Source organism: Streptococcus sp. 20925_1_24 (assembly GCF_041432335.1).
In the GTDB taxonomy this organism is placed as follows: domain Bacteria; phylum Bacillota; class Bacilli; order Lactobacillales; family Streptococcaceae; genus Streptococcus; species Streptococcus mitis_BM.
This window is the reverse complement of the sequence record NZ_JAPVZM010000001.1, coordinates 64,404-78,887: the sequence shown is the minus strand read 5'-3', so window position 1 is coordinate 78,887 and position 14,484 is coordinate 64,404. Positions and strand designations below refer to the sequence as shown.

Sequence of the window (14,484 nt, the reverse complement as noted above, 5' to 3'; positions counted from 1 at the left end):
CTTAAAAAAAACTCAACTCTCTGCATTTTATACTCAATGAAAATCAAAGAGCAAACTAGGAAGCTAGCCGCAGGCTGTACTTGAGTACGGTAAGGCGACGCTGACGTGGTTTGAATTTGATTTTCGAAGAGTTTTACATGAGATAGCTGAGTTTTCTTTTTATTTTAGGCTTATTTATGCGTATCCGTATTGAAGAACGACTGCTTCCACTGCAGCTTTTTCACGGTTAATCAAGTCAACACGCGCTGCAATTTCCTTGATCCCCATACCGATGTTACGGCTAAGAGCAAGGTCAGAAAGTTGTGGCTCAAAGAATTCCTTGTACTCTGCCAAACGTTGCAGAGTCTTAAATACGTGTGCAGGAAGGATAACAAAGCTATCAAAGCTCATATCTCCTCCAAGAGCTGCCTTAATCCAAGCCCAGTTTTCACGAGCCCAAGACCAAGCTGTTTCCTGAGTTGCTTGATGAGCTAGGAATTGGTAATACCATGCAGACAAGTCTTGTGGTTTAACCACAAATTTGTCCTTCCAAGAAGCAATCAAGGTTTGGATATTATCCGCATCTGTACTGTAAGCAAGAGCAGCTGCCAACTGACGTTTAAAGACAGCATCTGTTGCGTGAGTATAAGTATCAAGATAAAGTGCTAACAAGTCTTTAGTCTCATGATGTTTCATCTCATTGATAAGGACTTGTGAACGAATAGCTGCTGGAAGTCCTGCAAGATTCTCCTTGTGAGCCGCGAAGATTTGGCTAGCGACTTGACTAGCTTCTGCATCATTTGAGAGAATCATCATAGAAACAGCCAACTGACGAACCAATTCATCCTCATCTGATTCTCCGTCTTTAGCTGCAAAACCAAGACGGTCATAGTTGTGACGAGCCAATTTAGCAACCAAGGCTTTGAAGGCTCTTTCAGCTTCTGTTCCTTCATCGATAAAGCGCTCAAGAGCAGAAATTACTTCAGAAACAGCTGAAACGACAAGGTAAGATTCTTCCTTAGCAAGTTTATCAAGAACTGGGAGCAAGTCAGCATAAGAAATGTGCCCTGCCTCAGCAAGCAAACGACGTTCTTGGACGATTTGCAATTTGCTTGTGTTATCAAGATCAACTAGGTCAGCAAGAACAGCATCTAACAAGTCTCCTTGATAGTCTGTAATGTAGTGGGCTGTATTTTCTGTGTTGAGACGAAGTGCTGTTTTGTTTTCTGAAAGAAGAGCTGCGTAGCCAGGGATTTCGATACTTTCAGTTTCAAGTGTATCAGGCAAGCCTTTCCAGTTACTATTGAGTGGCACAACCCAGAGACGGTTCTTATCTTCGTGCTCACCGATGAAGAATTGTTTTTGTGAAATCTTCAAGACATCATTTTCAACTTTGACAGTGAGAACTGGATAACCAGGTTGTTCCAACCAAGAATCCATGAAGGCTGCGACATCACGTCCAGACGCTTGACCAAGAGCATCCCAAAGGTCACGACCAATTGTATTGCTGTATTGGTGTTTTTCAAAGTAGGCATGTAAACCTTTGGCAAAATCAGCATCTCCTAGCCAACGACGAAGCATGTGCATGAGGCGACTTCCTTTGGCATAGACGATAGCTCCGTCAAAGAGCGTATTGATTTCATCTGGATGTTTAACTTCGACGTGGACAGACTGAACACCATCAGTCGCATCGCGTTCAAGAGCGTGAGGTACTCCACCTGTTTGGAAGTCTTCAAAGATATTCCAGCTTGGTTCAATAGCATCCACACAGACGTACTCCATCATGTTAGCAAAGCTTTCATTGAGCCAAAGGTCATCCCACCATTTCATAGTAACAAGGTTACCAAACCACTGGTGAGCCAATTCATGGGCCACAACAAGGGCAACTTGTTGACGGCTGGCAAAGGTAGAGTTCTCATCCACAACCAAGTAAACTTCACGGTAGGTGACAAGACCCCAGTTTTCCATAGCTCCAGCTGAGAAGTCAGGAAGGGCGATGTGGAGAGATTGAGGGATTGGGTACTTAACTCCATAGTAATCTTCGTAAAACTCGATAGAGCGAACAGCGATGTCCAGTGAGAAATCAAGGTTAGATAGTGGGTGGGCTTTCGTTGAGTAAACACCTACAAGAGTACCGTTTTTAGTCTTAGCCGTCACACCTTGCAAATCACCCGCAACAAAGGCCAACAAGTAAGAAGACATGCGAGGTGTTGTCTCAAACTTCCAGATACCTGTTTCCTTACGGTTTTCAACATCGATTTCTGGCATATTAGACAAGGCCAATTCACCTTCTGCTTGGTCAAAACGCAAAGAAAGGTCAAAGGTTGCTTTGGCTTCAGGCTCATCCACACATGGGAAGGCTTCGCGCGCAAAATGGCTCTCGAACTGAGTTGACAAGACTTCCTTCTTGACTCCATCAACTGTGTAATAAGATGGGTAAATCCCTGTCATGTTGTCTGTGATTTTTCCTGAAAAAGCGATAACCACTTCCACTTGACCTGCTTCTGCAAGTTCGATATGAAGGGCTTCATTGTCATGGTCAACTGTGAATGGACGAGCTTGACCTGCAACTTCTACAGAAGCAATTTCCAAATCTTTTTGATGAAGGGAAATACGGTCACTCTGTGCTTGACCAGTGATGGTCACTTTCCCTGAAAAAGTCTTGGTCTCACGACTCAAGTCTAAAAATAAATCATAGTGTTCAGGAACAAATTGCTTAATAAAATGTTCAACTGCTTGCATAGTTTTCTCCTATTCTAAGTTTAAGAGCTAGAGCTCTTCTTCAAACAAACTTATTATAACATGTTTTGCCTAAGAAAAAAGGATTGGACAGCGATTTCCAAAACTTTCTTCCTTCTGCAGTCTACAGTGGGTAGACCTTGCGAAATTCTTCTAAAACAACCTTGCTTTCAGGTGTAAAAGTCAGTCCTGCTTCTCTCAGCCACTCGGCGAAACAATCCTCATGAACCTGACACCAATAGGCTAGGGATTTGTCACCTTCCCCTTCCTTAAAGGCATGTTGAGCAGAAACTTGATTGAAGGGCTGGACAGAAACCTTTGTAATTTCGACAATACAGACAGCCTGATTTTGACTATCTAAAATGACATCAAAAGTTCCTTCTTGAGGAAGAGACTCGGCTTCTAGTGCATAGAGGTCGTAGGCTGATGCTGTTGCGGTCTTTTCGCCTCTTAAAACCAAATCTGCCAAGAGATCGGCTTCCTCTCCAAAAGCCCAGGCATCGATTTCATCTCCAATCGAGGGGTTGATTTGCTTGTAGGCATTCCACATTTCTTGCGGTGTCATGGGTTGCTCCTTTGTAATTTTTTACTTACTTCTTTTACACGTTTGAGGTGGTCTGGATGGTCAATCTCTAAATTAAAAATCTCTGGAATAGAACTATAGTGGATAATGCAATTGATATCCATCTGATTCATTTTTTGTATGAAAGAAACATTCAGATAACCTGCTACAGCAAAATCAATCTTTTTCATCCTTACTTTATCCTGCATATCTCTTAGCATATCTAACATAATTGGACTTTCCATATCATGCCATTGACTGTTTCTCACAGTCGCAAAAATAAAAGAAGTCAAATCATTCATTCCAACTACAATCTTTGAAATGCCCGTTTCCAGTATCCTATCCAAGTCAAAATACTCTGACGGTAATTCAATCATCGTGCCAACTTTCCCAGTAAAACCCTGCTGACGCAATACTCTAATAGCTTGCTTTAACTGCTCAGCATCATTGACAAAAGGAAAGATAACAGACAGATTGGGATTGGTTTGATAAACTTCTGTAACGACATTTGCCTCAGCCTGAAATTCATCCGGACACGCCAGTAAACGCCTAGTTCCTCTATATCCAAATAAGGGATGATTTTCATCAAAATACTCTTTAGTCCCCTTTAGACAATTAGCTTCTGTATTCGTTAATTCAGAAAAACGATACCATACCTCTTCATCTGAGTATAAGGAGCAAATAGTATCTAGATAATCTTTTACAAATTGCTGACAACTTGGTAATAGTATATTTTGATTGAGCTCTCTCAACAAGTATTCCCCACGAATCATGCCAACATGATGAAATAGTTGTGGGTAAACTTTCTCATCAAGTTTTTCGCCACTAAGAGCAAGTTGGTTCTGCATACTGTACCTTCCAATTCATGTAAGAGGTCTTGTCCAATTCTGGAAATCCTAATAATTCAGTCTTAACCTTCAAGACTAATGGCGATGCATTTTCTTCTGTGATCTCTTGAATATCCATCCAAATATATCCAAGTGAATCATTCGCACCATCAGACACAGCTTCCGAAATCGTAACTTGAGGTGCACTCTCATTCATTTCAACATCATACAAGGTCATGACATGGTGAACCATAAAATTTTTTAACTCTTCCCTGACGAAAACATCGTAGATTCGAGGATTAGAGTAGCTTCTAACAGTTAATCCCGTCTCTTCCATAACTTCTCTAGTCAGCGTTTCCGTCAGTCCTTCACCAAGTTGCTGACTGCCTCCAGGTAGATCATACCGATGTCGATAAGGGCCTCTCGTTTTTTCAATGCAGAGTAACTTCCCATTTTCAAAGCAAACAGCGTAGACTCCAAAGTGATTTTTGATTTCCATCCAATTTCTCCTACTTCAAAGACCAGCCACCATCCACAGTCAGAATTTGTCCCTGCATGGCAGAGGCCTTTCCACTGGCCAAAAAGAGACTGACTTCTGCCACTTCCTCTGGTTCAATCCAGCGTTTGATTGGCGTTTCACTCGCCACCCAGTCAGCCAAGCCACCTGGTTCAAAGTCGGCAGCAGTCATAGCTGTCTTGACTGCTCCTGGAGCAATCCCAAAGACCTGAATCCCAGCTTCTGCATAGTCTAGAGCTAGCTGCTTGGTGAAGCCAGCCAAGGCGTGCTTCGAAGAAGTATAAGCATGTCCACCACCACCAGCTAGACTCGAAGCGATAGAGCACATGTTGATAATAATCCCTTTTTTATTCTCCAACATTTGAGTCAAATAATAGCGAGTCAACTCAACAGGAGTCAGATAGTTAATTTCAAAAATTTCTTGAATTTCCTGCGCTGTCTGTTCCAAAAGTGGTTTGTAATCATCCAAAACCCCCGCAGTATTGCACAAAACATCAATCTGAGGACACCAATCAAAAATTGGCTCCAGGTCTAAGGTCAAATCTCTCTGTAAAAAATGGAAATCACCCTGTAAGAGTGGATTTTCACCTTGGTCCACTCCATAAACTTGATAGCCCTTCTCTAAAAAAAGTCGAGCCTGAGCCAATCCGATACCTGAACTCACTCCTGTAATGAGTACACGCTTAGTCATGCACTTCTACCCAATCCGTCGCCAAAACATCACAAGGTGTCGGACTCCACATGGAAAAACCTTCTCCTTCTCCAGAAACGTTAATCAAAAAATAAGGAGTTACCTCTAAAGCCACACCATTTTGCTCGATTGTATCAAAGAGTTGGACATAGTTTTCAGCACCTCCCCAACCAGTTCGTACATATTTTTTCTTAGCCTTTAACCCAGTCAGTATTTCTTCGAAAGTCATGTTATTCTCCTTTTATTCTACATTCTTCATTTAATTATAACAAAAAACCGTTGTGCAACGGCTTTTTGACTCATTTTAAATCAAAATCAATAAGCATTTTATAATTATAGTCATTTAGTTTTAAAAAAGCACTCCAAACATTCAAAAACATTTGGAACTTCCCTTAATAAATCAGTCACTTTCTTCTTCAAAATATCTCAAACTTGCTCAATAGGATTCAAATCTGGTGAATAAGGCGGTATAGGTAAAAAAAGTGTTTATCTTGAATGCAGTTTTCATCCAAAATGTTCTTGGGATGAAAACTAGCATTGTCCATGACAATGACATGAGGTGTCTTCAAAGTAGGCAAGAGCCGCGTTTTAAAACACTCTACAAAGAAATCGCCCGTCATACTTTCCTTGTAAATCATGGGATCTATAAACTCTCTGTCTACTTGTCCTGCAACAATTGAAGTCCGCTCAAAATGCCGTCCGCTAATCTTTTCATAGACTTTCTCCCCTCTAGAAGCCTGTGCATAAGAACGATAGAGGTAGCGATCTGTCAATATATACGACTGGTAAATCTTTTAGGTTATCCAAAATATCAAGAAACTCAGCGACTTTCTAGTGTCCTTAATCTGCTTTAAAGCTGCCCATACTGAAGGAACAACACAATCAAAATGTGCCGCAATTTCCCGTAAAAAAGCGTCTGGATGAGCCTCTACAAAGGCTTTTAATTCCTCTAAAGGAGTCTTTCGCTTTTTGACTACTCGCTTTTTTCGCTCTAAGTATCCTTGTTCACGTCTTTCTTTTCCCACGTGAAGAGAGTTCTGTCGCCAACATCAAAAATTTTAGCTGCCTCGACATGGCTGTGTCCTTCTTTGATGTAATCTAATGCTCCTTGTTTAAAATCTCTACTATATGCTATAGCTTTATTATAAGATGCTTATTTTAAACTAAACAACTATACCCTGGCTTGAACTGACTATTTTATATATTGTCTTACTTCGTCCTCACAAAACTATATCAAAAATCAAAAGCGCTTAGGAAAAAACTCTATTTCATGAGAGAATACAATAAAACGCATAATATCAAGTTTTTTTGGCTCCTGATATCATGCATTTTCTGTTCTTAAAACCTTTTTTCTCAGTCCCTTTTTGTTACAAGTTCATCTTCAAGATCTTTGATTGGGGGTAAATCTAAAAACAAATTTTACCCAACTGACCCTTCCATTTCATAGCTAATCAAACGATTCAGCTCAACTGCATATTCCATTGGAAGTTCTTTTGTGAAGGGTTCTACAAATCCCATAACAATCATCTCAGTTGCCTCAGATTCTGACAATCCACGGCTCATGAGGTAATAGAGTTGCTCTTCTGAAATCTTAGATACCTTAGCTTCGTGTTCCAAAGCAACTTGCGAGTTATGAATTTCATTAAAGGGAATAGTATCTGATGCTGACAAGTCATCCATGATAATGGTGTCACACTCAATGTGAGAAACAGATTTCTTAGAGTTCTTATTAAAGGTTACCTGTCCACGATAGTCCACCTTTCCTCCGCCTTTAGCGATTGATTTAGACACGATAGACGAGCTTGTATGTGGAGCGTTGTGGATCATCTTAGCTCCAGTATCCTGATGTTGCCCTGCATTGGCAAAAGCGATAGAAAGCATGGTACCACGCGCCCCTTCTCCATCAAGGTAAACAGATGGATATTTCATAGTCGTTTTGGCACCCAAGTTTCCATCAATCCACTCAACAGTTGCATCTTTCAAGGCTTTAGCACGTTTGGTTACCAAGTTATAGACGTTATCAGACCAGTTTTGGATGGTTGTATAACGCATATAAGCTCCATCCAAGGCAAAGATTTCTACGATGGCAGCGTGCAAGCTGTTACTTGAATAAGTAGGCGCTGTACATCCTTCTACGTAATGAACGCTTGCTCCCTCATCAACGATAATCAAGGTACGTTCAAACTGACCAGTATTTTCGTTGTTGATACGGAAGTAAGTTTGAAGTGGAATATCCACTTTGACCCCTTTTGGTACGTAGATAAAGGTTCCACCTGACCATACTGCTGAGTTAAGGGCAGCCAACTTGTTATCAGTCGGCGGTACCAACTTTGCAAAGTATTGCTTAAACAAGTCTGGGTATTCTTTAAGAGCAGAATCCGTATCTGTAAAGATGATACCTAACTTCTCAAATTCTTCCTTCATGTTGTGGTAAACTACTTCTGACTCGTACTGAGCAGAGGCACCAGCTAGATATGCACGTTCTGCTTCAGGAATCCCGATACGTTCAAAGGTTTCTTTAATTTTTTCAGGAACATCATCCCAAGAACGGGCTGGTTTATCAGATGGTTTTTGGTAGTAGATCAAATCATCAAAGTCAATCTCTGACAAGTCTGCTCCCCAAGTTTGCATAGGCATTTTTTTGAAGGTTTCATAAGACTTCAAACGGAACTCTAACATCCACTCAGGTTCTCCCTTTGCAGCTGATAGTTCACGAATGACATCTTCATTCAATCCTTTTCCTGTCGATAGGACAGGCTCTACATCATCATGGAAACCAAATTTATATTCACCAAGGTCAATTAGTTTTGGTTCTACTCTTTCTTCAGCCATAATATCCTTTCTTTCATTCTTCATTTCTACTGATTCATAAGACAAAAGAAACTTGTCTTACTTGTTTTCTTGATTTTCAATTGTTTTCTTGAGGGCGTTCCAAGCTAGGGTTGCACACTTGATACGTTGAGGAAATTTGGCAACACCTGATAAGAAGGCTGCGTCTCCAAGACTATCTTGTCTGTCATCTTTTTGGCCTTGAACCATTTCAGAAAAAATAGTCGCAAGCTCTAAAATTTCTTGTTTGGTTTTTCCTAAAACTGCATCTGTCATCATGCTAGCAGAGGCAGTTGAGATGGTACAACCTGAGTTTAGAAAAGCGATATCTTCTAATCGATTCTCTGCATCAAACTTGACAGAGAGATTGATAACATCTCCACAGGTCGGATTGTTGAGGCTGATTTGCTCAGCGTCTTCTAACTTCCCTTGGTGATGTGGATTTTTCGAATGGTCCGCTACCACTGCCATATAAAGGCTATCTAGTTTAGAAAGTGCCATTGAAAAACTCCTTTGTCTTTTGTAAGGCATCGACTAGCTTGTCGCAATCTGCCTTGGTATTGTAGATATAAAAACTTGCACGAGCTGTCGCTGGAACATCCAAATACTGGAGCAAGGGTTGAGCGCAATGGTGACCTGCACGAACAGCCACTCCTTCATAATCCAAAGCAGTCGCAAGGTCGTGAGGATGAAGGTCGCCTAGGTTAAAGGCAATGACACCTGAACGTTGAGCCAAGTCCTGCGAACCATAAATGGTTAATCCTTCAATCGCCTGCAGTTTTGGATAGACGTATTCAATCAGTTCCTGTTCATGGGCTTCAATGGCATCCATACCAATGTTTTCTAGGTAATCCACTGCTGCTGCAAGTCCAATAGCGCCTGCCATATTGGGAGTTCCTGCCTCGAATTTCCAAGGTAATTCCTTCCAACTAGCAGATTGCTCATAAACGAAATCAATCATCTCACCGCCAAATTCAACTGGTGACATTTGTTCCAGATACTTTTCTTTACCGTAAAGAACACCGATACCAGTTGGACCCGCCATCTTGTGACCCGAAAAGGCAAAGAAGTCCACATCCAAATCCTGAACGTCAATCTTCATATGAGGTGTAGATTGAGCACCATCCACCACCATGATGGCTCCAACTTGGTGGGCCATTTGAGTAATTTCCTTAATTGGATTGACGACACCAAGAACATTTGAGGCGTGAGCTAGGGATACAAACTTGACTCTATCAGTCAATTTAACTCGCAAATCATCCATATCCAGAGCTCCGTCCTTGAGATAGACATAAACAAGCTCCGCTCCAGTCTTACGGCAGGCTTCCTGCCAAGGAATGATGTTGGAATGGTGTTCCATGATAGAAATCAAGACCTGATCCCCTGCTGTCAGAATTTCCTCGGCAAAGCGTGCCACCCAGTTAAGGCTGGTTGTCGTTCCTCTAGTAAAGAGAACTTCTTTTGTAGAGCCTGCATTGATAAACTTACTAATGGTTTCACGAGCTGCTTCATAAGATGCTGTTGCTCGTTCAGCCAAGGTATGAACCCCACGGTGAACATTGGCATTGTCCTGCTCATAGTAGCGGTTGATCATTTCCAGAACTGCTAGTGGTTTTTGTGTCGTCGCAGCATTGTCCAAATAGACCAATGGTTCATCGTTGACAATCTGGTCTAAAATTGGAAAATCCTTACGAATCACTTCTACATCTAACATAGGCTACCCCTTAGCGTTTTGACAATTTTTCTTCGATGGTTGCAATCATTTCATCACGAACTTCCTTGACTGGAATCTCCACGATAACAGATCCAAGGAAACCACGGACAACCAAGCGTTCTGCAGTTGCCTTATCCAAGCCACGACTCATGAGGTAGTACATATCTTCTGGATCTACCTGACCGATAGAAGCCGCGTGTCCTGCAGTTACGTCATTTTCATCAATCAAAAGAATTGGATTGGCATCTGAACGCGCTTGGTCTGAAAGCATGAGAACACGGCTCTCTTGTTGCGCATCTGCTCCCTTAGCACCCTTGATAATGTGACCGATACCATTGAAGGTCAAGGTCGCTTTTTCAAGAATAACCCCATGTTGTAGGATATTTCCGATGGAGTTGCAACCATAGTTAGTTACTCGGGTATCAATCCCTTGTACCTGACGGCCACTTGAAAGAGCTACAACTTTAAGGTCCGCATGGCTACCGTTACCAATCAAGTCGCTATCAAAGTCCGCAACGACGTTTCCTTCGTTCATGACACCGATTGCCCAGTCAATGCTTGCATCGTTGCCTAATTTACCACGACGGCTAATGTAAGCAGTGACGTTTTCACCTAAACGGTCGATAGCCGCAAACTTCACTTGCGCACCAGAACGTGCAATCACTTCCACTGTGATATTGGCAGTTGCTTTGGCACTTCCTTCACCGCGTGACTCTAAACGTTCTAGATAGCTTATTTTACTATTTTTACCAGCAATAATAAGGATATGCTTGTTAAATGGTACATCGCTATCGCTGTCTTGGTAGAAAATACCTTCAATTGGTTCTGTAATCTCAACATTATCTGGAATGTAGAGAACAGCACCACTATTGAAATAAGCTGTGTGATAGGCTGCTAATTTATCATCGTCGTACTTAACAGATGACATGAAGAATTCTTCGATCAGCTCTGGAATTTCTTCTAAAGCTGAATGGAAATCTGTGAAGACAACACCCTGTTCAGCCAACTCAACTGGAGTTTGCTCAAAAACAGTTTGAGTTCCTACTTGCACCAACTTCAAGTGGTTATCTAGAGCTGTAAAATCTGGAACATTTACTGAAGGTTCACTTTCTGTGATCGTTCCATCACCTAGATTCCAACGGTGGAATTTGACACGCTCAATAACTGGTAATTCCAAAGTCTCAATCTTGTCAAAAGCTTTTTGACGGAGATCAGCCAACCAGCTTGGTTCAGCATGCATTTCTGAAAAAAGTTTAATATTTTCTTTAGTCATTTACTTCTCCTAAAAGATACGAGGGAATTACAATTCTTCCTTGTAGTCGTAGCCAAGTTCTTCAGCTAGTTTTGCGTATCCTTCACGTTCTAAACGCGCAGCCAATTCTGGACCACCTGAAAGGACAACACGACCTTCCATCATGACGTGTACCACATCAGGTGTGATGTAGTTCAAAAGACGTTGGTAGTGAGTGATAATCATAGCACCAAAGCCTTCACCACGCATGGCATTAACACCCTTAGAAACAACTTTAAGAGCGTCAATATCAAGACCAGAGTCAATCTCATCAAGAAGGGCAAAAGTTGGTTCCAACATCAAGAGCTGAAGAATTTCATTACGTTTTTTCTCACCACCAGAGAAACCTTCGTTTAGGTAACGCTCTGCCATTTCTTCTTTCATGTTGAGCAATTCCATTTTTTCATCTAGCTTAGTGATGAACTCGCGAACTGAAATCTTCTCATCGTCTTCTTTACCAGCATTCATAGCTGCACGAAGAAACTCAGCATTGGTAATTCCAGGAATTTCAGATGGGTATTGCATTGCAAGGAAAAGTCCCATACGCGCACGCTCGTCCACTTCCAACTCAAGGATATTTACACCGTCAAACAAGACTTCACCTTTGGTTACTTCATAGTTTGGATTTCCCATGATAGCGGCAGAAAGAGTCGATTTACCAGTACCATTTGGTCCCATGATAGCGGCGATTTCTCCTGTTTTCAGGGTCAGGTTAACCCCTTTTAAAATTTCTTTTCCTTCAATCTCGACGTGAAGATCTTTGATCTCTAATACTGACATGATAATTCCTTTCTTTTTTAAGACCTTTACAGTTCTTACTGGAAACATACTTGATTTCCCTAGAAAATACGGTAAAAGGTCAATAAATATACTTTTATAGTATAACAAAAAAAAGCCTAAAAGGCTTTGATTTTGTCTAGAAGCTGAGGACTAGTCTTTTCCTTTTAAATGCTGGTCAATGACATCTACAATCTTGCCCATCAAGTAACTAACTCGGAAATTTCTAAAGAGCAAAATGGCCCAAAAGGCTGCCATAATATAACGCCCAGTCATCCAAGCTTCATTGAAAAAATAGGTCTCAGCAGCTGTAAACAGCGCGATGATAATAAATTGTTGTCTATTCATAAACTTATTGTATCATGAAATCTTTCTTTAGTCTTCTTCTACCTTCACTTTATCAGCCAAAAATTCAAATCCTTCTGGAATCAGACTTTCTTCTGCTTCTTTTTCAGTTTGAGAAGATTTGGCTTTGGCTGAAAAGGCTGCGCGAACTTCTTTCCATTCCTCCATGGAAATAGCTAAAATCTCAGGTGAAAAACCTGCTGCCTGACTGAGGATATTGCCAAACATGGTGTTGAGATTGTCTCGTTTCATGGTTTGACCAGCATTGAAGTTAGACTCAAAAGCAAGAATAGCATGGTGTTCATTGGCCGCAACCGGTTGAGAACCAACTAGCAAAGCCTTATCAGGACCTCCTAGACTTTCAATCACCTCTCCCCAGGCATTCTGCAAGCGTATCAGATTTTGACGTGCTAAATCAGGATTTTCGACAGCCTCTTGTAAGATAGATTGAACTTTATTACGATCCACACGATAGACTGTCTTGCCTGCTGTTGGACGACTAGGAGCTGGATTTGTTGGCTTAGCTACGGTTCCCACATTGGCGAGTTCATGTTTGAGACGGGCAACTTCCTGTCTCAATGCAGAAATTTCATGTTCAACCGCCCCAGAAAGAGTTGCTTCAGGCTTAACCTCCGCCAAGCGAATAGTCATCATCTCAGCATAAATCTTAGGCTGCAAACTAGACTTAATATCTGCTAAACTGACTGTCGCTAAGCGAATCATTTCAAACAAATTTTCTTGAGGAAGAGCTAAATTCTCAACAAAGACTGGACTATGATGAGTATTTTTTCCACCTGTTTGAACAATTAATAAATCTCTTAAATAGTGCAAAAGGTCGGTCACAAAACGAGTCATGCTCTTACCATTGTCAAAGAGAAGATTTAAACACGCTAGGGACTTTGGAACATCCTGTTGAGACAAGGCAGACACATAATCATCCAAGGCTGATAGACTAATGGTGCCAGTAATTTCTTCAGAGATGGCAGTCGTCAATTCATTTCCCTGTGTCAAACTTAGGGCTTGATCCAAAATAGACAAGGCGTCTCGCATTCCACCTTCAGCCCGTCTAGCAATGATTTCCACAGCCTCTGGTTCAGAACTGATATTTTCTTTTTCTAAGATATAGTGGATATGTTCCTTAATATCCTGTGTTTTAATTGATTTAAATTCAAAACGTTGCACACGGGATAAAATAGTGGCAGGAATCTTGTGCAATTCAGTAGTGGCCAAAATAAAGACCACATTCTGTGTTGGCTCTTCCAGCGTCTTTAGGAGGGCATTAAAAGCCCCTGTAGACAGCATGTGAACCTCATCTATGATATAAACCTTATAACGGGCAAGACTAGGGGCGTAGGTAGATTTATCACGAATTTCACGGATTTCATCAACTCCATTATTAGAGGCTGCATCCATTTCAATGACATCTTCTAAACTACCATCTGTCACTGCTTGACAAATATAACAGTTATTACAAGGTTCACCACCCACTTGATTTGGACAGTTCATAGCTTTGGCAAAAATCTTAGCTACACTGGTTTTTCCCGTTCCACGAGGACCTGAAAAAAGATAAGCATGACTTATTTTCTCTTGCTCCACCGCTTGTTTAAGAGTCTTAGCCACAACTTCTTGACCAACCAATTGGGAGAAGTTTTGACTTCTATATTTTCGATAAAGTGCTTGATACATTAGGCTTTCTCCCCAAACATTGTAAAGTCCCATTCTGTCTTTTCAAGCAAAATAGCGACAAATTGTTCCAAATAATCTCGATCCATAGCATCATAATCATCCATCTCTGAAGAATCCAGATCCAGAACCCCGAGCAATTGACCATTCTTTACCATCGGCACAACAATTTCACTTTTAGCACGACTATCACAAGAAATATAGTTGGGATAAGTTGTTACATCACCAACCAGAACAGTTTCCTGAAAGTGAGCTGCCTCCCCACAAACACCCTTTCCAAGTGCAATACGGATGCAGGAAACACCACCTTGGAAGGGACCCAAAATCAATTCCTTTCCATCGAACAAATAAAAGCCTGCAAATACAGTATTAGGAAAGCGTGATTTTAGAAGAGCACTGGCGTTGGAAAGATTAGCCAAAACATTGGTTTCACCTTCCAATAAAAAAGAGAGCTCTTCATTTAACATTTGATAACATGATTGTTTTTCTGATTCTAACATAGAACTATTATATCAAAAAAGACTTACAGA

The 14,484-nt window shown here is 41.1% G+C and carries 14 protein-coding genes and 1 pseudogene; all 15 read right to left on the bottom strand.

All coding sequences use genetic code 11. The features are described from left to right. Positions 1–174: 174 nt before the first annotated feature. The 15 genes and pseudogenes from O3650_RS00410 to O3650_RS00340 all read right to left on the bottom strand — a co-directional run bounded on the left by O3650_RS00410 (position 175) and on the right by O3650_RS00340 (position 14,454). Positions 175–2,721, bottom strand: a complete 2,547-nt coding sequence (locus tag O3650_RS00410; RefSeq protein ID WP_203176306.1) for a M1 family metallopeptidase — start codon at positions 2,719–2,721, stop codon at positions 175–177. A gap of 121 nt (positions 2,722–2,842) precedes the next feature. After that, positions 2,843–3,283, bottom strand: a complete 441-nt coding sequence (locus tag O3650_RS00405; protein WP_203176308.1) for an ASCH domain-containing protein — start codon at positions 3,281–3,283, stop codon at positions 2,843–2,845. Beyond that, complete coding sequence (locus tag O3650_RS00400) at positions 3,280–4,128, bottom strand: putative PEP-binding protein (RefSeq protein ID WP_203176310.1); 849 nt, start codon at positions 4,126–4,128, stop codon at positions 3,280–3,282. Before O3650_RS00400 ends, O3650_RS00405 begins: the two co-directional genes overlap by 4 nt. Next, positions 4,106–4,606 carry an NUDIX hydrolase gene (locus O3650_RS00395; protein ID WP_203176312.1) on the bottom strand — a complete coding sequence of 167 codons (501 nt, stop codon included), beginning with the start codon at positions 4,604–4,606 and terminating at the stop codon, positions 4,106–4,108. The genes O3650_RS00400 and O3650_RS00395 overlap by 23 nt, the downstream gene beginning before the upstream one ends. 10 nt (positions 4,607–4,616) lie before the next feature. Next, the gene (locus tag O3650_RS00390) at positions 4,617–5,315 is read right to left on the bottom strand and encodes a 3-oxoacyl-ACP reductase (RefSeq protein ID WP_203176314.1); all 699 of its coding nucleotides are present in this window, start codon (positions 5,313–5,315) and stop codon (positions 4,617–4,619) included. Then, positions 5,308–5,544 (bottom strand): DUF2829 domain-containing protein, encoded by a 237-nt coding sequence (locus O3650_RS00385; RefSeq protein WP_203176316.1) that lies wholly within the window; start codon positions 5,542–5,544, stop codon positions 5,308–5,310. Before O3650_RS00385 ends, O3650_RS00390 begins: the two co-directional genes overlap by 8 nt. Positions 5,545–5,654: 110 nt before the next feature. Further along, positions 5,655–6,450, bottom strand: a pseudogene (locus tag O3650_RS00380) (transposase). A 284-nt stretch (positions 6,451–6,734) separates the two neighbouring features. Continuing rightward, the gene (sufB, locus tag O3650_RS00375; protein ID WP_371491288.1) at positions 6,735–8,147 is read right to left on the bottom strand and encodes a Fe-S cluster assembly protein SufB; all 1,413 of its coding nucleotides are present in this window, start codon (positions 8,145–8,147) and stop codon (positions 6,735–6,737) included. Positions 8,148–8,204: 57 nt separating this feature from the next. Continuing rightward, positions 8,205–8,645, bottom strand: a complete 441-nt coding sequence (gene sufU, locus O3650_RS00370; protein ID WP_125411163.1) for a Fe-S cluster assembly sulfur transfer protein SufU — start codon at positions 8,643–8,645, stop codon at positions 8,205–8,207. Continuing rightward, complete coding sequence (locus O3650_RS00365) at positions 8,632–9,858, bottom strand: cysteine desulfurase (RefSeq protein ID WP_203175463.1); 1,227 nt, start codon at positions 9,856–9,858, stop codon at positions 8,632–8,634. Before O3650_RS00365 ends, sufU begins: the two co-directional genes overlap by 14 nt. 10 nt (positions 9,859–9,868) lie before the next feature. After that, positions 9,869–11,131, bottom strand: coding sequence for a Fe-S cluster assembly protein SufD (gene sufD / locus O3650_RS00360; RefSeq protein WP_371491285.1), 1,263 nt, complete (start codon positions 11,129–11,131; stop codon positions 9,869–9,871). A gap of 27 nt (positions 11,132–11,158) precedes the next feature. Next, on the bottom strand, positions 11,159–11,929 hold the full coding sequence (gene sufC / locus O3650_RS00355) for a Fe-S cluster assembly ATPase SufC (RefSeq protein WP_000114489.1): 771 nt from the start codon (positions 11,927–11,929) through the stop codon (positions 11,159–11,161). A 150-nt stretch (positions 11,930–12,079) separates the two neighbouring features. Continuing rightward, positions 12,080–12,274, bottom strand: coding sequence for a DUF3272 domain-containing protein (locus tag O3650_RS00350; RefSeq protein WP_001081602.1), 195 nt, complete (start codon positions 12,272–12,274; stop codon positions 12,080–12,082). A gap of 27 nt (positions 12,275–12,301) precedes the next feature. Continuing rightward, positions 12,302–13,957 (bottom strand): DNA polymerase III subunit gamma/tau, encoded by a 1,656-nt coding sequence (gene dnaX, locus O3650_RS00345; protein WP_371491283.1) that lies wholly within the window; start codon positions 13,955–13,957, stop codon positions 12,302–12,304. After that, the gene (locus tag O3650_RS00340) at positions 13,957–14,454 is read right to left on the bottom strand and encodes a GAF domain-containing protein (RefSeq protein WP_203175466.1); all 498 of its coding nucleotides are present in this window, start codon (positions 14,452–14,454) and stop codon (positions 13,957–13,959) included. Before O3650_RS00340 ends, dnaX begins: the two co-directional genes overlap by 1 nt. Positions 14,455–14,484: the final 30 nt, after the last annotated feature.

Coding starts and splice junctions, on each gene's coding strand:
- O3650_RS00410 (WP_203176306.1), bottom strand. CDS start 2,721: ATGCAAGCAGTTGAACATTTTATTAAGCAATTTGTTCCTGAACACTAT.
- O3650_RS00405 (WP_203176308.1), bottom strand. CDS start 3,283: ATGACACCGCAAGAAATGTGGAATGCCTACAAGCAAATCAACCCCTCG.
- O3650_RS00400 (WP_203176310.1), bottom strand. CDS start 4,128: ATGCAGAACCAACTTGCTCTTAGTGGCGAAAAACTTGATGAGAAAGTT.
- O3650_RS00395 (WP_203176312.1), bottom strand. CDS start 4,606: ATGGAAATCAAAAATCACTTTGGAGTCTACGCTGTTTGCTTTGAAAAT.
- O3650_RS00390 (WP_203176314.1), bottom strand. CDS start 5,315: ATGACTAAGCGTGTACTCATTACAGGAGTGAGTTCAGGTATCGGATTG.
- O3650_RS00385 (WP_203176316.1), bottom strand. CDS start 5,544: ATGACTTTCGAAGAAATACTGACTGGGTTAAAGGCTAAGAAAAAATAT.
- sufB (WP_371491288.1), bottom strand. CDS start 8,147: ATGGCTGAAGAAAGAGTAGAACCAAAACTAATTGACCTTGGTGAATAT.
- sufU (WP_125411163.1), bottom strand. CDS start 8,645: ATGGCACTTTCTAAACTAGATAGCCTTTATATGGCAGTGGTAGCGGAC.
- O3650_RS00365 (WP_203175463.1), bottom strand. CDS start 9,858: ATGTTAGATGTAGAAGTGATTCGTAAGGATTTTCCAATTTTAGACCAG.
- sufD (WP_371491285.1), bottom strand. CDS start 11,131: ATGACTAAAGAAAATATTAAACTTTTTTCAGAAATGCATGCTGAACCA.
- sufC (WP_000114489.1), bottom strand. CDS start 11,929: ATGTCAGTATTAGAGATCAAAGATCTTCACGTCGAGATTGAAGGAAAA.
- O3650_RS00350 (WP_001081602.1), bottom strand. CDS start 12,274: ATGAATAGACAACAATTTATTATCATCGCGCTGTTTACAGCTGCTGAG.
- dnaX (WP_371491283.1), bottom strand. CDS start 13,957: ATGTATCAAGCACTTTATCGAAAATATAGAAGTCAAAACTTCTCCCAA.
- O3650_RS00340 (WP_203175466.1), bottom strand. CDS start 14,454: ATGTTAGAATCAGAAAAACAATCATGTTATCAAATGTTAAATGAAGAG.